General features: G+C 30.0%; 29 protein-coding genes. 6 read left to right on the plus strand and 23 right to left on the minus strand.

Going from position 1 to position 18,883, the window contains the following annotated elements; all coding sequences use genetic code 11:
• The first annotated feature begins 166 nt into the window (after positions 1-166).
• The 6 genes from ACEG17_RS02585 (at position 167) to ACEG17_RS02610 (ending at position 6,327) form a co-directional block, all read left to right on the plus strand.
• Entirely contained in the window at positions 167-1,138 is a 972-nt protein-coding gene (locus tag ACEG17_RS02585) for a site-specific integrase (protein ID WP_372582440.1), read from the plus strand.
• 120 nt (positions 1,139-1,258) lie between these two features.
• On the plus strand, positions 1,259-2,140 hold the full coding sequence (locus ACEG17_RS02590) for a peptidylprolyl isomerase (RefSeq protein WP_372582441.1): 882 nt from the start codon (positions 1,259-1,261) through the stop codon (positions 2,138-2,140).
• Positions 2,141-2,330: 190 nt separating this feature from the next.
• Entirely contained in the window at positions 2,331-3,845 is a 1,515-nt protein-coding gene (locus tag ACEG17_RS02595) for a hypothetical protein (RefSeq protein ID WP_372582442.1), read from the plus strand.
• A gap of 84 nt (positions 3,846-3,929) precedes the next feature.
• The gene (phnC, locus tag ACEG17_RS02600) at positions 3,930-4,673 is read left to right on the plus strand and encodes a phosphonate ABC transporter ATP-binding protein (protein WP_021744166.1); all 744 of its coding nucleotides are present in this window, start codon (positions 3,930-3,932) and stop codon (positions 4,671-4,673) included.
• 23 nt (positions 4,674-4,696) lie between these two features.
• Complete coding sequence (locus ACEG17_RS02605) at positions 4,697-5,491, plus strand: PhnE/PtxC family ABC transporter permease (RefSeq protein ID WP_299570989.1); 795 nt, start codon at positions 4,697-4,699, stop codon at positions 5,489-5,491.
• A 29-nt stretch (positions 5,492-5,520) separates the two neighbouring features.
• The gene (locus ACEG17_RS02610) at positions 5,521-6,327 is read left to right on the plus strand and encodes a PhnE/PtxC family ABC transporter permease (protein ID WP_039901265.1); all 807 of its coding nucleotides are present in this window, start codon (positions 5,521-5,523) and stop codon (positions 6,325-6,327) included.
• A gap of 71 nt (positions 6,328-6,398) precedes the next feature.
• Here the strand turns inward: ACEG17_RS02610 and ACEG17_RS02615 are convergent, their stop codons facing one another.
• The 23 genes from ACEG17_RS02615 to rpsJ form a co-directional block, all read right to left on the minus strand.
• Complete coding sequence (locus tag ACEG17_RS02615; protein ID WP_372582443.1) at positions 6,399-7,115, minus strand: outer membrane beta-barrel protein; 717 nt, start codon at positions 7,113-7,115, stop codon at positions 6,399-6,401.
• Positions 7,116-7,434: 319 nt separating this feature from the next.
• The gene (gene secY / locus ACEG17_RS02620) at positions 7,435-8,742 is read right to left on the minus strand and encodes a preprotein translocase subunit SecY (RefSeq protein ID WP_299575053.1); all 1,308 of its coding nucleotides are present in this window, start codon (positions 8,740-8,742) and stop codon (positions 7,435-7,437) included.
• 46 nt (positions 8,743-8,788) lie between these two features.
• Positions 8,789-9,403: a 50S ribosomal protein L15 gene (gene rplO, locus ACEG17_RS02625; RefSeq protein ID WP_372582444.1), complete on the minus strand. Its 615-nt coding sequence runs from the start codon at positions 9,401-9,403 to the stop codon at positions 8,789-8,791.
• A gap of 5 nt (positions 9,404-9,408) precedes the next feature.
• Positions 9,409-9,588, minus strand: a complete 180-nt coding sequence (rpmD, locus tag ACEG17_RS02630; RefSeq protein ID WP_006806072.1) for a 50S ribosomal protein L30 — start codon at positions 9,586-9,588, stop codon at positions 9,409-9,411.
• Between the two features lie 21 nt (positions 9,589-9,609).
• A complete protein-coding gene (gene rpsE, locus ACEG17_RS02635; protein ID WP_021744161.1) occupies positions 9,610-10,119 on the minus strand; it encodes a 30S ribosomal protein S5 in 510 nt (169 codons plus the stop codon).
• 18 nt (positions 10,120-10,137) lie between these two features.
• The gene (rplR, locus tag ACEG17_RS02640) at positions 10,138-10,500 is read right to left on the minus strand and encodes a 50S ribosomal protein L18 (RefSeq protein WP_147004755.1); all 363 of its coding nucleotides are present in this window, start codon (positions 10,498-10,500) and stop codon (positions 10,138-10,140) included.
• A gap of 13 nt (positions 10,501-10,513) precedes the next feature.
• On the minus strand, positions 10,514-11,047 hold the full coding sequence (gene rplF, locus ACEG17_RS02645; RefSeq protein WP_021744159.1) for a 50S ribosomal protein L6: 534 nt from the start codon (positions 11,045-11,047) through the stop codon (positions 10,514-10,516).
• 32 nt (positions 11,048-11,079) lie between these two features.
• Complete coding sequence (gene rpsH / locus ACEG17_RS02650) at positions 11,080-11,475, minus strand: 30S ribosomal protein S8 (RefSeq protein WP_006806076.1); 396 nt, start codon at positions 11,473-11,475, stop codon at positions 11,080-11,082.
• A 21-nt stretch (positions 11,476-11,496) separates the two neighbouring features.
• Complete coding sequence (rpsN, locus tag ACEG17_RS02655) at positions 11,497-11,784, minus strand: 30S ribosomal protein S14 (protein ID WP_012806360.1); 288 nt, start codon at positions 11,782-11,784, stop codon at positions 11,497-11,499.
• A gap of 30 nt (positions 11,785-11,814) precedes the next feature.
• The gene (gene rplE / locus ACEG17_RS02660; protein WP_021744158.1) at positions 11,815-12,369 is read right to left on the minus strand and encodes a 50S ribosomal protein L5; all 555 of its coding nucleotides are present in this window, start codon (positions 12,367-12,369) and stop codon (positions 11,815-11,817) included.
• A 25-nt stretch (positions 12,370-12,394) separates the two neighbouring features.
• Positions 12,395-12,778: a 50S ribosomal protein L24 gene (gene rplX, locus ACEG17_RS02665; RefSeq protein ID WP_012806358.1), complete on the minus strand. Its 384-nt coding sequence runs from the start codon at positions 12,776-12,778 to the stop codon at positions 12,395-12,397.
• 15 nt (positions 12,779-12,793) lie between these two features.
• Positions 12,794-13,162 (minus strand): 50S ribosomal protein L14, encoded by a 369-nt coding sequence (rplN, locus tag ACEG17_RS02670; RefSeq protein WP_021744156.1) that lies wholly within the window; start codon positions 13,160-13,162, stop codon positions 12,794-12,796.
• Between the two features lie 95 nt (positions 13,163-13,257).
• Positions 13,258-13,518 carry a 30S ribosomal protein S17 gene (gene rpsQ, locus ACEG17_RS02675; protein ID WP_018451266.1) on the minus strand — a complete coding sequence of 87 codons (261 nt, stop codon included), beginning with the start codon at positions 13,516-13,518 and terminating at the stop codon, positions 13,258-13,260.
• A gap of 11 nt (positions 13,519-13,529) precedes the next feature.
• Positions 13,530-13,721 (minus strand): 50S ribosomal protein L29, encoded by a 192-nt coding sequence (rpmC, locus tag ACEG17_RS02680; RefSeq protein WP_006806082.1) that lies wholly within the window; start codon positions 13,719-13,721, stop codon positions 13,530-13,532.
• Entirely contained in the window at positions 13,721-14,146 is a 426-nt protein-coding gene (rplP, locus tag ACEG17_RS02685) for a 50S ribosomal protein L16 (protein ID WP_018451265.1), read from the minus strand. Before rplP ends, rpmC begins: the two co-directional genes overlap by 1 nt.
• Position 14,147: 1 nt before the next feature.
• On the minus strand, positions 14,148-14,804 hold the full coding sequence (gene rpsC, locus ACEG17_RS02690; protein ID WP_147004753.1) for a 30S ribosomal protein S3: 657 nt from the start codon (positions 14,802-14,804) through the stop codon (positions 14,148-14,150).
• 25 nt (positions 14,805-14,829) lie between these two features.
• Positions 14,830-15,168: a 50S ribosomal protein L22 gene (gene rplV, locus ACEG17_RS02695; RefSeq protein WP_147004752.1), complete on the minus strand. Its 339-nt coding sequence runs from the start codon at positions 15,166-15,168 to the stop codon at positions 14,830-14,832.
• 40 nt (positions 15,169-15,208) lie between these two features.
• Positions 15,209-15,481, minus strand: a complete 273-nt coding sequence (gene rpsS / locus ACEG17_RS02700) for a 30S ribosomal protein S19 (protein WP_021744152.1) — start codon at positions 15,479-15,481, stop codon at positions 15,209-15,211.
• A gap of 215 nt (positions 15,482-15,696) precedes the next feature.
• Complete coding sequence (gene rplB, locus ACEG17_RS02705) at positions 15,697-16,524, minus strand: 50S ribosomal protein L2 (RefSeq protein WP_147004751.1); 828 nt, start codon at positions 16,522-16,524, stop codon at positions 15,697-15,699.
• Positions 16,525-16,709: 185 nt separating this feature from the next.
• Entirely contained in the window at positions 16,710-16,994 is a 285-nt protein-coding gene (rplW, locus tag ACEG17_RS02710; RefSeq protein WP_021744149.1) for a 50S ribosomal protein L23, read from the minus strand.
• Entirely contained in the window at positions 16,994-17,638 is a 645-nt protein-coding gene (rplD, locus tag ACEG17_RS02715; protein ID WP_147004750.1) for a 50S ribosomal protein L4, read from the minus strand. The genes rplW and rplD overlap by 1 nt, the downstream gene beginning before the upstream one ends.
• A gap of 21 nt (positions 17,639-17,659) precedes the next feature.
• Positions 17,660-18,286, minus strand: coding sequence for a 50S ribosomal protein L3 (gene rplC / locus ACEG17_RS02720; RefSeq protein ID WP_021744147.1), 627 nt, complete (start codon positions 18,284-18,286; stop codon positions 17,660-17,662).
• A gap of 65 nt (positions 18,287-18,351) precedes the next feature.
• The gene (gene rpsJ, locus ACEG17_RS02725) at positions 18,352-18,657 is read right to left on the minus strand and encodes a 30S ribosomal protein S10 (RefSeq protein WP_012806349.1); all 306 of its coding nucleotides are present in this window, start codon (positions 18,655-18,657) and stop codon (positions 18,352-18,354) included.
• Between the last annotated feature and the right edge of the window lie 226 nt (positions 18,658-18,883).

An 18,883-nucleotide genomic window follows, 5' to 3' on the forward strand; every position in this document is an offset into this window, starting at 1 on the left:
TTAATTTCATTTGTATAGTATGAAAAAAATAACAAAAATATATGATTTTATGGTATAATACTTAGTGAAATAAATTTTATGAATTAAGTAATAAACTTAATTAAATTTACTAAACATTTTTCCAATAATTTAGTAAAATATAAAAAACTAAATTTAGGAGGAAAATATGGCTGCAAAAAAACATTTAAACAAAAACTTGAAATACGAAGAATGGCTAGATATTTGGATGGAAAAAGAAAGATTTTTTATAAAGGAATCGACTTATGCAACTTATACTAATATTATCGAAAATCACTTAAAGCCTGTGCTTGGAAAAAAGAAAATCAATAATATTACAAATGAAGATTTACAAAATTTTATTATCTTAAAACTAAGCACTTCAAAGAAAAATTTGGAAAAAGGGCTTGCACTAAAGACTGTCAAGGATATGACTGTGCTTATAAAGAATACTTTAAAGACTGCAACTCAAAATAAACTGATACCTTTTCAAAATTTTCAATGCAAATTCCCCTCTTCCTTTTCAAAATCACATTTAAAAACTTTTTCTGTTGAAGAACAAAAGATACTTTTTAAATATTTGATAAATAATCAGAATTCAAAAAATCTGGGAATTTTACTTTGTCTGCAAACAGGACTGCGACTTGGGGAAATATGTGGACTACAATGGCAGGATATAAATTTAGAAAAAAGTACTCTGACTATTTGCAGAACTTTACAGAAAATTTATATAAAAGAAAAAAACAAATCCTACTCTAAAACAATTATTAGCACTCCAAAAACAAAAACTTCCAATCGCATAATTCCTCTTAATATTGATTTTATAAATTTAATAAAACCGTTTCAACAAAATAAAAATAACTACTTTATTACAAATAGCACGAATTATTTAAAGCCTCATTGCTACCGATATTACTATCAAAAACTTCTTCACTTTCTAAATCTCCCAAAACTCAAATTTCACAGCCTTCGCCATACTTTCGCAACACAGGCCGTTGAACTTGGAATTGACTGCAAGACCATTTCTGAAATTTTAGGACACGCCAACATGAATACTACTCTAAATCTTTACGTTCATCCAAAGACTGAATATAAACGCAAATGCCTTGATTTAATTTACAAAAAACTGAAAAATGAATAAATTTTCTTTAATCTATTTTCATTTGTTGTTTTTTTAATAAAGTTTGAAATGTTTGTAATGTTATGATATACTAAAGACATAATCTTAAAAACATAAAACCATTTTGGAGGAAAAGAAAAAATGAAAAATAAATTTAAAATAGTTATCTTGACAGCATTATGCACACTTGCGTTATCTTGTGGAAATAGTAACGGAGGTAAAGTACTATTCGAATCGTCAGACAAAAAAATAAAAGTTTATGAAAAGGAAGTTAATAACGAACTGGAAAAAAGTCTATTTTCTAGTGGAATTTCTGAAAAAGAGCTTACTCCTGAGCAAATTACACAAATGAAACATTCTATTATTAAAAATATCGCTCTAAATAGAGCTCTTGCCCTGAAAGCAAAAGAAAAAAAACTTGATAAAGACAAGAAATATACACAAAGCCAAGAAATTTTACAGGAACAATTACTGGCAAGCCTTGCAACATTAAGCGAAATCAACGAAAGAGCCAAAATTACAGATGCTGATGCTAAAGCTGCCTACGATGCCAACCAAGCTAGTTTTACACAGCCTGAAGATTCAGTACGACTGCAAGTTATAGTATTCCAGCCTACTGATACAGCAAAAGCTGAGCAGGCATTAAAGGAAGCTGTTGCAAATCCTAATAATTTTACTGCTTACGTAAATCAATACAATCCTGGAACTGAACAAAGCGGACAGACACAATCAATTCTTCTAAGCCAGCTAGCAAGCCGATTTGGGTCAGTAAGTGAAGCTATCAAGGATGTTAAGGCAGGACAAGTTGTTAACAAAGTTGTAAATGATGGAAAAAGTTTGTATATCGTGAAAGTTCTTGAAAGAAATCCTAAAGGACTGATACCTTTTGAAAGCGTTAAAGAAGGTATCAAAACTCAGTTAAGAAATCAGAAAAGGCAGATTGAACAACAAACTTACCTAAAATCGATTTCTGATGAATTTAAATTATCAAATATGGATGAAGCATTAAAAAATATTAAATAATCTAAAACTTTTAAAAATTTGGAAAGGAGCTGTTTTAAATAGATATAAATTTATAACATCTATTTTTGACAGCTTATTTGATGTAAAAACTATAGTAAAACTTCTTTAAACCCAAGCTTCAAGTTAATTATTTAATCTTATAGAAGCTTGATATTAAAAAGTTTTAACATATCTCAAAAGGAGGTTTTTTGTGAAAATTTTGAAATATTTATTAAGTCTTATATTAATAGCTTTGGTTATGATGCTTTTTGGCGTGATGTTTTCCAGCAATATTGTCACATATATGACAAAATCAAAAAATTCGGAATTTGAAAATGTAAAATTTTCTGTAAGAAACAGTGAAATGACTTTCGATAATTTTGTAGTCAATGGAAAAAGTCTTGGAAAAGGTCGAGCTACAGTTGGCATTGTACAAAGCGGACTATTTAACCTTGTACCAAAATTAACATTATCTAATTTGAAATTGGATGATGTAAATCTTGAAAGCATATATAAAGAAAAAAATTCTCAGATTGACACTTTTACTGAAAAAATAAATTCTCTTACTTCTCAAGAAAAATCTGACAAAACAACTGCAGATTTTATCAAGGAAACAACTGATAAGGTTACAACATTGTCAAATAATACAAACAACCTTATTAACAGCAAATGGAAAGAGAATATTGAAAAAATTAATGTTCTGAAAAAAGACTATGTAGGGCTTACAGACTTGAAGAGCAAGGCTCAAAAAATTGTAGAATTAAATAACGAAATTAAGCCATTAATAAAATCTATCAATTCTGAAAAAGAGAACATTGAAAAAAATATTTCTGAAATTGAGCTTGAAAGGGATATTGCACTTGCAAATGTTTCTGATAATTTGACTAAGCTTGAAAAAGAGATTTCATTGAATGATTTTAACAATAATTCTAACAATAATGTTCAAAATATGAATCTATATATATTCCTAGACAAAGGAAAAAATTTAGAAACTTCATTAAATACAGCTTTAAAAGCTACTTCCCTTATAAAAGAGATAAAGGATTTAAACATAAGAATTTCGGATATAAATATTAATGATGGTAAAATTGTGGTTAAAGGGCTAAATGGAAACAACTCGCAGATAAATGGAGAAGTTTTATTGGAAAATAATTCAAAAGCATTGATAAAAGGGCTTAATAATGGTTATGAAATTACTTATAACAAAGATAATTTCACTTCCAAAACTTTATTTGCAATCAATAAAATAAGTTCTCTTATTGAATATTCAAAAAATGATTTACTTGAAGGAAGAATTGTAAAACTTGCCTCAGAACTTATTTTAGAAAACAGCAATTTCAAAAATTTAAATCATACTGTATTAACTGACGAGGAAAAAACATTGCTGACTCAAAAAATTGAAAACCTAAGAAATAATAATTATCAGCAAATTATGTCTAAATATGAAGAAGACAACAAAAATATCGAAACATTAATTGATAATGTATATGTCCAAAAAAATAAACTTGATAAACTTCAAAGAGACTTGCTATCACTAGGAACAATTATCACATTTGAACAGACAGCCAATGAAACTGCTGAAAATAATAGTCAAAATAATAATTCTACTATTAATGTTTTAAGTAATCCAAGCTCTGTCAATAGCAATAACAGTAACACAAATAATAATACAGAAAAACAAAATAGCAATCAGAACACTAGCAAAATTAATATTGGAAATAAATAAAAGTTTTTAGGCATACCAAGATTGATATGCCTTATTTTTTAAAATATTATTTGTATAGTAAAATCATTTAGAAAGGAATTTTTTATGTTATTAAGTATAAAAAATGTTTCAAAAAAATATAATAACGGAACAAATGCCTTGAAAAATATTTCATTCGATGTAGAAAAAGGAGAATTTATATCGGTTATTGGTCCATCAGGTTCTGGAAAATCAACATTACTTAGAAGTATCAACAAAATGATTGATATTTCACAAGGCTCAATTTTATTTGAAGATAAAAATATTGAGAGCTTGAAAAAAACACAAATCGAACTTGTAAGACGAGAAATTGGAATGATTTTTCAAAGTTATAATCTTGTGGAAAGGCTAACTGTTATTGAAAACGTACTTCATGGACGGCTTGGTTATAAATCAATAATTGCTGGAATATTGGGTATTTATTCAGAGGAAGAAAAAAAAGAAGCTTTTAGCTTTCTAGAAAGAGTAAATATGACTAAATACGCTTATCAAAAATGTAGTGAACTTTCAGGTGGACAAAAGCAGCGTGTCGGTATTGCAAGGGCAATCATGCAAAAACCAAAATTGCTTCTTTGTGATGAGCCAATCGCCTCACTTGATCCAAAAACTGCTGAAAACATAATGGATTATCTAAAAAAAATTGTTACGGAACTAAAAATTACGTGTATTGTAAATCTTCATCAAGTTGACATTGCAAAAAAATATTCAGATAGAATAATTGCACTTAACAAAGGAGAAAAAATTTTTGATGATAAGGCAGAAAAACTTACAGAAAAAATGGTTGAATTTATTTATAAGGATGAAGAATAAATTTGATAAAATAAGGAGATTTTATGAATTTAACAAAAAAAGATATTTTTAAACAGCGATTTTATTCAAAAATTATACTGTTATCAACAATTGTAATACTTTACGGGATTTCATCTGTTATTTCAGGCTTCCAGAATGGAATGGCATTTTCTTCAATTCCAGCTGGAATCTTTTGGCTTTTACAAAAATTTATTCCTACACAAAATGCTCTGCAGTATTTTCCTGAAATTTTAGATTCAGCATTAAAGACTGTCCTGCTTGCTATAACTTCCACAATGATTTCATCAATTTTTGCCCTTTTTCTTGCAATAATTGGTTCAAACTCGACTGGAATAAATATTTTTACCAAAGTTATAACAAAAGTAATTGCTTCTTTTTTTAGGAATATTCCAATCGTAGCATGGGCATTAATACTGGTATTTTCATTCAAACAGAGCCAATTTACAGGCTTTCTCGCATTATTCCTAATTACATTTGGCTATCTTACACGTGCCTTTTCTGAAACAATTGACGATGTTGCGGGCGACGTAATTGAAGCCCTAAAATCAGTAGGAGCTTCATACTTTCAAATAATATTTTGTGGAGTTATTCCAAGTGTCTCTTCACAACTTGTATCATGGCTTCTTTTCTTTATTGAAACTGGAGTTCGTGAATCAACTTTAGTTGGTATTTTAACAGGAACTGGAATTGGATTTACATTCAGCCTGTATTATAAAAGTTTTCGTTACGATGCCGCAGGACTGGTAATTCTAGTTGTTACCGTTATTGTAATCGGAATAGAAATGCTCTCAAACAAACTTAGAAATGAACTGATGTAAATATCAAACAGAAAGAAGGTGAATATCCTTTGAAAAAAATAAAAATTAGAAAATTTACAAAATCAAGATTCTATCTATACACAACTTTATCTGTTTTGTCAATTATTACAATTTATACATTAATTACAATGGATTTTGATAATGTGAATATTGCTAAAGCAACTGTACATTTTTTTAAAGACTTAAAGACAATGTTCTTTTCCCCAAGATTGTCTGACAGATACACATATAGCCAAGTATTTCTTAGCCTTGCTGTAACAATCGCCCTTGCCGTACTTACCACAATAATCGGATCATTTATTGCATTGTTTTTTTCGTTTTTTGCAGCTAAAAATTTATCAAGCTCGTATATATCAAAAGCTGTCAAAATAGGAATTACATTTATTCGTGCAATTCCAACAATATTATGGGTTATGGTATTTTCAGTCGTTGCAAATATTGGTGTTGAAGCAGCTATTATTGGTATGACTTTCCATAGTGTCGCCTACCTTGTAAAAGCCTATTCTGAAAGTATCGAAGAAATAGATAACGGTATTATAGAAGCTCTAAAAGCAACTGGAGCATCATTCTGGAAAATTATTTTTCAAGGAATTTTACCAAGCACTGTAACTTCCATTCTATCCTGGACATTCATCCGTTTTGAAATAAACTTTACAAATGCTGTATTAGTAGGAGCTGCAGCTGGAGCAGGAGGAATTGGTTATGATATGTTTATGGCTGGAACCATGTACTTTGATATAAGAGAAATTGGGGTATTTGTATATCTAATATTTGGTGTAGCAATTATATTGGAATTTATTTCATATTTTTTGAGAAAAAAATATTTAAAAAATTAAATTCACAATTAAGAATCGTAAATAAAAAATCTCTAAAATAGAAATTGTTCTAAATTAGAGATCTTTTTATTTTAGAATCCGAAACTATATCCAAAGCTTAATGTAACAAATTTGTTATTAACTTTTGTATTCCATTTATCATATTCATATGTTGTAGAACCACCAATAGATTGAGCAGAACTCATAAATCTATTTTCAACTTTACTTCTAATTACATTGTAAGATAAATCAACAAAGAAATTTTTGTATTTTAATCCTGTACCAAGTCCATAATACAATCCATTTTTTAATTTATAACTTTCATCTATTCTTCCTGCTACATCTGGATATGTCGAAGTATTTGTTGTATATTTAGATTCTAATTTACCTGAATTTATTGAGTATCCTAAGTTAGCTTTTACATAAGGAACTATATCTTCTGAAGGTGTAGTAAAATTGTATCTTGCAGTTGCATAAATTGGAAATGCATTGAATTTTTTACTTGTTACATTTGTTGGATATACATCTCCTGTTGTACCATCGTCAATAAGAGCTTCATCAATGGCATTTTTCTTAAAGCTGTTTGTCTTATAAAATATACCTCCTCCAACTTCAAATCCTGTTCCTAAATTTTTTCTATATTCTGCACCAAGTTCAAACCCTCTTTTTAATAAATCAAAACTTCCATTTTCATCTTTGATTTTTGCTTTTGAACTGAAATCAAACCCTGCTCTAACATCAACTGTATTTCCTTCAGCAAAAGAAGCTAATGCTGTGATCATAAAAATCGATAAAATTAATTTTTTCATAATAATCCTCCTATTATTTTTTATTTACTTTATTAGTATATCATATATAAATTAAAATTTCAAAAATATTTTTATATACAAATTTATTGTGGGATTTTTTGATACTTATTAACTATTTTAAAATATAATTTCAACTAGTAGACAGAACTTTTATTTATTTAACTATAGATAACTATAGAAAGAATTAGTCTGTTCTATGATAATTTTATTACAAGTTTAATTATCAAAAATGAATATTTACCGCAATGAATAATCCTTCCAAAAAAATAAAAAAGTACACAATTAAGTGTACTTCAAAAATATTTTATTTATACTATTCTTAACGATTTTTTTTGTTTATAAAACCTTTCATTTGCTTAACCGCTAGGTAAGAATCTATTTGTAACAATAATTCTACTGCTGTCCCAACTAAGATTAGTAAACTTGTTCCTCCAAGCATAACTGGAAGTTTTAAAACATATCCAAACCAGATATTTGGCATAATACCTAATAATGATAAGAATATTGCACTTCCAAATGTTACTCTTGTTGCAACTTTTTCTAAATAGTCAGCAGTTTCTCTTCCTGCCCTTACTGTAGGAATTGTTCCTCCACTTTGCTTCAAATCATCAGCAACCTTATCAGGATCAAAAGCAATTGTAAGAGTATAGAAAAATGAAAATACTGTAATTAATATTGCAAATAATAATAGATATAAAACACCTTTTGGTTCAAACTGAGCTGTCAAAAAGTTTTTCAAACTTCCAGCTTTCATCATTGAAACTAAAAACGGCGGTGCTGCCATCAATACTGACGCAAAGATTATCGGCATTACTCCAGACATATTTATTTTTAATGGTAAATATGTTCTTTTCCCAACAGTACTTTGTCCTCCACCAAATCCAAGACTTCCTTTCCCTGCATATTGAATAGGAATTCTTCTTTCAGCAAGCTGTACAATTACCATTAATGCAATAAATACCACAAATGCTACGATTGATAACACTAATAGAACTTTTCCCATTCCACTAGGTAAACCATTAAACATTGCACTAATAACAGATGGAAGTCCTGCAACAATATTTAAGAAAATTAACATTGATGTACCATTTCCAATACCTCTTATTGAAATTCTCTCAGAAATCCACATTAAGAACGAAGTTCCACCTGTAATAAGAACTACTGTACTAAGTATGAATTTAGGACCTGGTTCTAAAACCAATCCTTGATTTTGCATTAATACTGCAATTCCAAATGATTGAATTACTGCCAGCACAATCGTTACATATCTCGACCATTGCGTAATTTTATCACGTTCTTTTCCACCTTCCTTTTGCATTTCATCTATTTTAGGGAAAATTACTCCTAACAATTGAAATACAATGGAAGCATTAATATATGGGACAATTCCCAAAGCAAAAATTGAAGCTCTTTCAACAGCTCCACCCGAAAATAAGTTTAAAAATTGAGCAATTGCATTTCCCTGCTGGAAATTTTTAAAAGCTTCTGTATTAATTCCCGGAACTGCTATATGAATTCCAACTCTTGCAACCATTATCATAAGTAATGTAAATGTTACTCTTTTTTCTAGTTCGGGTATATTAAAAATAGCTTTTACCCTGCTTGTTACTGCTTCAGCTAGAGTCAATTCTATCACTCCTTTAGTATATGAAGAAAAAGCAAGATATTAAATCTTACTTATTCCCATCTTCTTTTTTATTATTTCCTGCTTTAGCTGAATATGATTTTATTTCTACTAATTCTACACTTCCTCCAGCTTTTTCAATTAATTCTTTAGCTGTCTTAGAAATTTTATGTGTTTTTACAGTTAATTTTTTGTTAACTTCTGTATTCCCTATAATTTTTAAAACACTTGTAAAATCTTTTTCTTTAACATAAGATTCAATATTTGCATTTAAATACTCTTTTACTGCTTTTCTACCTTTTACATTTCTCAAAGCTCCATCAGAATATTTTGTTATAAATTTAGGGTTTTTAATTATTCCATTTTCAACTAATGTTTGTAAGCTAACTACATCTCCATCGTTAAATTTTTCTACGATATCAGCCAATGTAATTGCTATTATATCTTTTTTAAATGGTGAATTAGAAAATCCTCTTTTAGGGATTCTTCTAATAATAGGCATTTGTCCACCTTCAAATATAGGTGATACATAAGAACCTGATCTTTGTTTTTGTCCATTGTGACCTTTACCAGCTGTTTTTCCCCAACCAGTTCCGTGTCCTCTTCCTACTCTTCTTCTTTCTCTTTTCGATCCAGCAGCAGGTCTTAATTCATTAAGATTCATCTATTTTAAACCTCCTCTACTTTAAGTAAATAAGAAACTAATTTAATTTTTCCTTCAATATCAGCAGTTTTATTATGAACTGCACTTTGACTGATTTTTCTTAATCCAAGTGATTTTACAGTCGCAACATGATTAGGTTTTCTTCCATTAATTCCTTTTACAAGCGTTACTTTTACTTTAGACATTAATTTTACCTCCTAACCTTATTATCCTAAAATTTCTTCAACTGATTTTCCTCTAAGTCTTGCTACATCTTCAAGAGAACGCAATTGTTTTAATCCTTCTAAAGTTGCTCTTGCAACGTTATCTTTAGTTTTTGAACCTCTAATTTTTGTAAGCACGTCTTTTACACCTGCTAACTCTAATAATTCCCTGGTTGCTGAACCAGCGATAACTCCTGTCCCTTTTGAAGCTGGTTTCAATAATACAGATGTTGCATTATATTTACCAATTTGCTCATGTGGTAATGTTCCACCTTTTAATGAAACATTTACTAAGTTTTTCTTAGCATTTGCGATGGCTTTTCTGATTGCATCAGGTACACCGTTAGCTTTTCCTAAACCGATACCTACTTTTCCTTTTTCATCTCCAACAGCTGCTAATACTGAGAATGAAATTCTTCTTCCTCCTTTAACAGTTTTAGAAACTCTGCTTATTCTTAAAAGTCTTTCTTTATATTCACTTTCTCTTTCTCTGTTATCTCTATCTCTAGCCAAAATAAATCCTCCTTATCTTTAGAATTTTAATCCTGCTTCTCTTGCAGCATCTGCCACAGCTTTAACTCTTCCTGTGTACACGTATCCTCCTCTGTCGAATACAACAGCAGTAATCCCTTTATCTAATGCTTTTTTAGCAATTCTTTCTCCTATTTGTTTAGCTGCTTCAATATTTGAACCTTTTTCAATTTTTGCACCTTTTTCAATAGTTGACGCAGAAACTAAAGTATTTCCTGTAGTATCATCAATTACTTGAACAAAGATATTTTGTAAACTTCTATACACAGCAAGTCTAGGTCTTTCAGCAGTTCCAACGATTTTTCTTCTAATACTTCTATGTTTTTTTTGTCTTAATTTATTTCTATCAAGTTTTTTTACCATTAAAATCTACCTCCTATCCTTTCTTACCTTCTTTTCTTCTAATTACTTCATCAGCGTATTTAACACCTTTTCCTTTATATGGTTCAGGTGGACGTTTAGCTCTGATGTTTGCAGCAACTTGTCCAACTAATTGTTTATCAATTCCTTCAACAGAAATTTTAGTATTTCCTTCAACTTTAAAAGTGATTCCTTCTACTGCTTCAATTTCAACTGGATGTGAATATCCTAAAGATAAAGTTAATCCTTTTCCGCTAGCTTGTACTCTGTAACCTACTCCGACTAATTCTAATCCTCTAGTAAATCCTTCACTTACTCCAACAATCATATTGTTTAAGTTTGCTCTTGTAGTTCCATGAAGAGCTCTGATATTTGGTAAATCATTTGGTCTTTCAAACGTAATTTCGTTACCATCAATATTTACTTTAATTTCACTGCTTAATTCTCTTACTAATTGTCCTTTTGGCCCTTTTACAGTAAAAGTGTTCCCATCCTGCTTAACTTCAACACCAGCAGGTATAGTTATAGGTTTCTTACCTATTCTTGACATTGTTTATCCTCCTAATTTATAAAATGCGTAAATTACCACACGTAGCAAAGAACTTCTCCACCAACATTATGCTTTCTGCATTCCTTGTCTGTAATAACACCTTGTGGTGTTGAGACAATGGCAATTCCTAATCCACCTAAAACTTTAGGTAAATTTTCTACAGATGTGTAAACTCTTCTTCCAGGTTTTGAAATTCTTTTCAATCCTTTAATTACAGCTTCTCCATCTACAGTTTTTAAAGAAACAACTATATTTTTTATAGCTCCTTCTTCTTTAATTTCGTAACCGTTTATATATCCTTCATTTTTTAATATATTTGCTATACTTTCTTTAATTCTTGAAAATGGTACTGCAACTTGTGCATGTTTAGCCATGTTTCCGTTTCTGATTCTAGTAAGCATATCAGCAATAGGATCTGTTAAATACATTAATTCTTCCTCCTCTCAAAATTACCAACTTGATTTTTTTACTCCTGGGATAACTCCCTCTCCTGCTAATTGTCTGAACATAACTCTTGAAATACCAAATTCTCTCATATATCCTCTTGGTCTTCCGTTAATTTGACATCTATTTCTAACTCTTGTAGGCGAAGCATTTCTTGGTAATTTAGATAATTCTAAAACTGCTTCTCTATCACCTTTTTTAGCTCTTTCTTTTAACTCAGCTCTTTTAGCTGCATATTTATCAACTGTTTTTTGTCTTTTTAAGTTTCTTTCAACCATTGCTTTTTTAGCCATTGATTAAATTACACCTCCTTCAAAATAATACTATTTTGCAAACGGCATTCCGAATGCTTTTAATAAAGCTCTTCCTTGCTCATCATTTTGTGCTGTAGATACAATTGTAATTCCTAATCCGAAGATTTTATCTACTTTATCAATTTCGATTTCAGGGAATACGATTTGTTCTTTCAATCCCAATGTATAGTTTCCTCTTCCATCAAATCCTTTAGGTGAAACACCTTCAAAATCTCTTACCCTTGGTAATGTGATACTAATTAATCTGTCTAGGAATTCATACATTTTTTCTTTTCTTAATGTAACTTTTGCTCCAATTTTTTGTCCTTCTCTTAATTTAAATCCAGCTTCTGATTTTCTAGCTGCTCTTGGTACAGGCTGTTGCCCTGTAATTTGTGATAATTCAGCAATTGCTGTATCGATTAATTTAGAATTGCTTACTGCTTCTCCAATCCCCATATTAACTACGATTTTATCAAGTTTAGGTACTTGCATAACATTAGATAAGTTTAATTCTTTCATTAGTGATGAAACAATTTCATCTTTGTATAATTTCTGTAATCTTGGAATATATTTTTCAGCCATTTATGACATCCTCCTCTCTAAAATATTATATTTCGTTACCAGATACAACTGATATTCTTACTTTTTTACCATCTCTTATTTCTTTTCTTACTCTTGTAGGTTTCCCTGCTCCTTCATCCCAAAGCATTACTTTAGATGAGAAGATTGGCATTTCTCTTTCTACAACTTCGCCTTGTGGGTTCATTGCATTAGGTTTAATATGTCTTTTTTTGATATTTACACCTTCAACAATTATTTTTCCAGTTTTAGGGAATACTTTTAATACTTTTCCAATTTTTCCTTTATCTCCAGTTTGTGTACTCTTTTCATTACGCAACAAATCTTTTGATCTACCGCTAATCACAATAACTGTATCTCCAGTTTTAACATGTAATTTTTTAGGTACTGATTTTAAATTTGGTTTAGCCACGTTTAACTCTCCTTCCTATAATACTTCTGGTGCTAGAGAAACTATTTTCATAAAGTTTTTAGCTCTTAATTCTCTTGCTACAGGTCCAAAAATTCTTGTTCCTCTTACTTCTAATGCTGTATTTAATATAACAGCCGCATTATCATCAAATTTTATATATGAACCGTCTGCTCTTTTTAATTCTTTTCTAGTTCTAACGATTACAGCTTTTACTACATCACCTTTTTTTACGTTTCCGTTTGGTATAGCTTCTTTTACACTTGCTACTACGATGTCTCCTATTTTACCGAATCTTCTTCTTGATCCACCTAATACTCTAATAACCATGATTTTTTTAGCTCCAGTGTTATCAGCAACATTAAGTATCGTTTGTTGTTGAACCATTTAAAATTTCCTCCTCTCAAATGTTAACTCACACTATCTTCTTCCGTTTTAATATTGAAAATAAAACATCAAGCAATTTTTTTAATAAGATTAAATTATTTAGCTCTTTCTAAGATTGTAACAACTCTCCATCTTTTATCTTTACTTAATGGTCTAGTTTCCATAATTTGCACTTTATCTCCGATTCCACAATCATTGTTTTCATCATGTGCTTTATATTTTTTAGAAGTTTTTACTCTCTTTTTATAAAGTTTGTGTAATTTCATTGTTTCTTCAAGAACAACTACAGTTTTATCCATTTTGTTAGAAACAACGATTCCTTCTCTTACTTTTCTTTCGTTTCTTTTATTTTCCACTCTTGATCCTCCTATTTACCAGTTTTTTCAGTTACAACAGTTTTTAGTCTTGCTATTGTTCTTTTAACATCTCGTATTTTAGCAGTGTTTTGTAATTGTCCAAGAGTTTTTTGAAATTTTAAATTAAACAATTCTTGTTTCAATTCATTTACTTTAACTTCCAATTCTTCCAATGATAATTCTCTAATTTCGTTAATTGTCATTACTTATCACCACCTACTTCTTCTTTTCTTACAAATTTAACTTTTATAGGTAGTTTATGTCCAGCTTTTCTTAACGCTTCCTTGGCTTTCTCTTCTGATACTCCGCCAACTTCAAACATTATTTTATTCTTTTTAACTACTGCTACCCAACCTTCTGCATTACCTTTACCTTTACCCATTCTTGTTCCTTCAGGTCTTTTTGTATAAGGTTTATCAGGGAATATTCTAATCCAAATTTTACCTTCTCTTTTAAATGTTCTATTAATCGTTACCCTACAAGCTTCTATTTGTCTTGAAGTAATCCAACCAAATTCTCTAGCGGCAAGTCCAAATTCACCAAAATCAACTTTATTTCCTTTAGTTGCTACGCCACCCATTTTTCCTCTGAACTGTTTTCTATATTTCGTTCTTTTAGGTATTAACATATTATTCGTTTTCTCCTTCCTTTGTAGTAGAAAGAACTTCACCATTAAATATCCATACTTTTAATCCTAAAGCACCGTATGTAGTGTGTGCAGTAGCTGTTGCATAATCAACATCTGCTCTTAAAGTATGTAGTGGTACTCTTCCTGAAAGTGTCCATTCACTTCTTGCAATTTCGGCACCATTCAATCTTCCCGATACCATAACTTTAATTCCTTTAATCCCAGCTTTTTCTGCTCTTTGAATAGCTTGTTGAACTGCTCTTTTATAAGCAACCCTTTTTTCAATTGCAGTTGCAATACTTTCTGCTACTAATTGAGCATCTTTATTAGGATTTTTGATTTCTTGTACTTTAATTTGTACTCTTTTACCAGTTAATTTTTCTAATTTTACTTTTAAAGCTTCAATTTCTTGACCTTTTCTTCCAATTAAAATTCCAGCTTTTCCAGTTTCTATAATAACTGCTACTTCTGTAGGTGATGTTCTTTCTATTTGAATAGAAGAAATCCCTGCATGGTAATAGTTTTTCTTAATATATTTTTTTATTTTCAAATCTTCATGAAAATTTGTTACGTATTCTTTCCCCTCAGCGAACCATTTTGAATCCCAAGTTCTTGTGATTCCTAATCTTATCCCCCTAGGATCTACTTTTTGTCCCACAGACTTACCTCCTTATTTTTGTGAATTAATCTTCTCTTTCATCAACTTCTACTGTGATATGAGCTGTCGGTTTTCTAATAACATCAGCTCTTCCCATTGCTCTTGGGCTGATTCTTTTTAATACAGGTCCTTTATCAATTAATATTTTTGATACAAACAGTTTATCAGGATCCATATTATTATTATGTTCAGCATTTGCAATTGCTGATCTTAATGTTTTTTCTATATATAATGCTGCTTTTTTATTTGTAAATTTTAATATATTCAATGCTTGCAGTGCATTTTTTCCTCTTACAATATCAGCAACTAATCTTGCTTTTTGAGGGCTTAATCTTTGATATTTCAATTTAGCTACTACTGCCATTCAAAGTCCTCTCCTTTCGTTAATTTATAAATATTAATTTCTATTTTTTACCTTTTTTAGCATCTTTTCCATGTCCATAGAAAGTTCTAGTTGGCGCAAATTCACCTAACTTATGTCCAACCATTTCCTCAGTTACATATACAGGAATATGTTTTTTACCGTTATATACTGCAAAAGTATGTCCAATAAATTGAGGGAATATAGTTGATCTTCTAGACCATGTTTTAATAACTTGTTTTTTACCTCCTAATGCTTCTATTTTTTCTAATAAATACGCATCAACAAAAGGTCCTTTTTTTAATGAACGAGACATTCTTTCCTCCTTATTTCATTTTTTAAATCGAGAAATGTTACTCAATACATCTCATTTTAATATTTAATTCAATGTATTAAGCAATATTTTTATATTCAGCCAAATTTCTATTCAAATATTTTATGTGTTTATTTGACTGGCACAGTCCATTTCTACGTTCTTTATTTAAAAATATCATTAATATATTTTGAGATATCAATTCAACTTTTAAGCAATTATTTTTTTCTTCCTCTAACAATAAATTTATCACTAAGTTTTTTACCTCTAGTTTTCTTACCAAGTGTAGGTTTACCCCAAGGTGTAACTGGTGATTTTCTACCTATTGGAGATCTTCCTTCTCCTCCTCCGTGTGGGTGATCTACAGGGTTCATTACAGATCCTCTAACGTGAGGTTTTCTTCCTAAGTGTCTATTTCTTCCAGCTTTTCCTAATGATACTAATGAATGTTCAGAGTTTCCTACTGTTCCAACTGTTGCCATACATTCTTTATGAATAAGTCTTAATTCTCCAGATGGTAATTCCACGTGGCAGTAAGTTCCTTCTTTTGCAACAAGTCTTGCAGCTGTTCCTGCTGATCTTGCTAGCTGTCCACCTTTACCAGGCATAAGTTCTACATTGTGAATAACCGTCCCTACTGGTAAGTCTTTTAATTTCAACGCATTTCCAGGTTTGATATCTGCACCTTCTCCTGCTAATACGATATCACCTTTTTTAAGTCCGTTTGGAGCTAAAATATATCTTTTTTCTCCATCAACATAGTGTAACAATGCGATGTTTGCAGTTCTGTTTGGATCATATTCAAGAGTTGCAACTTTTGCAGGCACTCCAATTTTATTTCTTTTCCAATCAATTACTCTATATAATCTTTTGTGTCCTTTATGTCTGTTTCTACCTGTTCTATGTCCATAGTTGTCAATTCCATAAGATGAATTTAATGGTTCAACTAAAGATTTTTCAGGTCTTACTTTATCTAAGTCCTTATTAACTAATATCGACATATGCCGTGTCCCACTAGTCATCGGTTTTAATTTTTTTATTGGCATAACTTATGTTCCCTCTCTTCCTATTTCTCATTTTTATTTTCTTAAATCATTCAAAAAACTGAATAATTTCTACAAATTTACATAACTTATCTATTATAGCATTTTTATCGAATAATTTCCACAAAAAATATAATTACTCTTTATATTAAAGAGATTTTTTGAAATTATTAAGTACTATAATTTTATTATCCTTCGTAAGCCGTAATAGATTCTCCATCTTTCAATTTAACAACTGCTTTTTTGATAGCGGCTGTCTTATACATTGACATTCTGAACCTTTTATTTTTTGGTTTAATATTTAAAGTATTTACACCTTCAACTTTTACATTGAATAGTTTTTCAACTGCATCTTTTATTTGAAGTTTGTTTGCTCTTCTATCTACTATGAAAACATATTCATTGTTTTCTAATAAATTTCTTGCTTTTTCTGTATTAATTACAGGTTTTTTGATAATATCAGTAATATGCATTATGCTAGCACCTCCTCGATAGTTGCAAGAGCTTCTTTAGTTAAAATTACTTTATCTTGTTTGATTAACCAGTAGATGCTTAAATCTCTTGTATTTATTGCTGCAACTTTTTCAATATTTCTTGTTGATAAATATAAGAAATAATCTCTATCTATATTATCAGCGTCATCACTTGTTACATATAATTGTTTTACACCATCAAAATTTAATGCTTTTGCAAAATTAATAAATGTTTTTGTTTTTGGCGTTTCTAATGCAAAATCATCTAGCACAATTACATTTCCTTCATTAATTTTTGTTGCTAAAGCTGATTTTAAAGCTAATTTTCTAACTTTTTTATTTACTTTTTTAGCATAATTTCTTGGTTTTGGTCCGTGAACTACTCCTCCACCTACCATGTGTGGTGCTCTTGTAGATCCTTGTCTTGCTCTTCCTGTTCCTTTTTGTCTAAAAGGTTTTCTTCCTCCACCTCTTACTTCTGCTCTTGTTTTTGTTGAGGCAGATCCTTGTCTTGCTTCAGCTAATTCTGCTACTAAAACTTCGTGCATTACGTGTTTATTTGGTTCAATTCCAAATATGTCGTTATTTACTTCAATAGTTCCTGCTTGTGAACCGTCTAATTTATATATATTTAAAACTGGCATGTTATCCTCCTCTCTTTCCTATTAATATTTCTTTACCGATTTTTTGATAACTAAATAACCATTTTTTGGTCCTGGAACAGCACCTTTTACTAATAAAAGATTGTTTTCTACATCAAATTTTATAACTTGTAAGTTTTGAACTGTTACTTTTTCAGCTCCCAATCTTCCAGCCATTTTTTTACCTTTTGGCACATTACTGTTTGATGCAGCTCCTCCTGCGTTAGAACCTCCAAGTCTGTGGTTTCTTGAAACCCCGTGTGAAGCTCTGTTTCCACCAAAGTTATGTCTTTTCATAACTCCTGCAGTTCCTTTACCTTTTGAAGTCCCAGAAATATCAACGAATTCGATACCTTCTAATACATCTACTTTAATTTCTTGTCCCAATGTAAAGTCAGCTGGATTAGCTACTTTAAATTCTTTAAGAAATCTTTTTGGAGTAACTCCTGCTTTTTTAAATACACCTAATAATGGTTTAGTAGTGTTTTTTTCTTTTTTATCTCCATAAGCCAATGTGATAGCATTATATCCTTCTTTTTCTTCAGTTTTAATTTGTGTAATGAAGTTAGTCCCTGCTTCAATTACTGTAACTGGAATTAATTTTTCGTCTTCGAAAATTTGAGTCATTCCGATTTTTTTACCTAATATCATTTTTTATTTTTCCTCCTTAATATATTGGTTGACAATTTTCTTGAAATAGCCAACTTGTACTAAGCCTACGATTGCTTAATTTCAACTCCCACACCTGATGGTAAGTTTAATGATGCTAATGCATTTACGATTTGTTGATTTGAATTTTTGATTTCTACAAATCTTCTGTGAATTCTCATTTCAAATTGTTCTCTTGAATCTTTATTTACGTGAACTGATCTTAAAACTGTATATTTTTTAGTTTTTGTAGGTAATGGAAGTGGTCCTGCTAATTCTGAACCATTTTTCTTAGCTACTTCTGCAATTTTTTTAGCAGATTGATCTAACAGTTTGTGATCATAAGATTGTAAATATATTCTTATTTTATCCAAAGTTTTTCCTCCTGTTTTTTTGTCCTGCTTATTTTAATAACTAGAGAAATTAGATTATAAAAACCTAATCTCTCTTTTTAATTTAATATTTTTGGACTATTTTTCTATTACATTTCTAATCATTATAACAGATATTTTCATTATCTGCAATAATTATTTTTATTTTTTATCTTTAAGAAAGTTCCTTACAGAAAACTATTTAGTAATAGTTGCTACTACTCCTGAA

This window comes from Leptotrichia hongkongensis, assembly GCF_041538065.1.
GTDB lineage: Bacteria > Fusobacteriota > Fusobacteriia > Fusobacteriales > Leptotrichiaceae > Leptotrichia > Leptotrichia hongkongensis.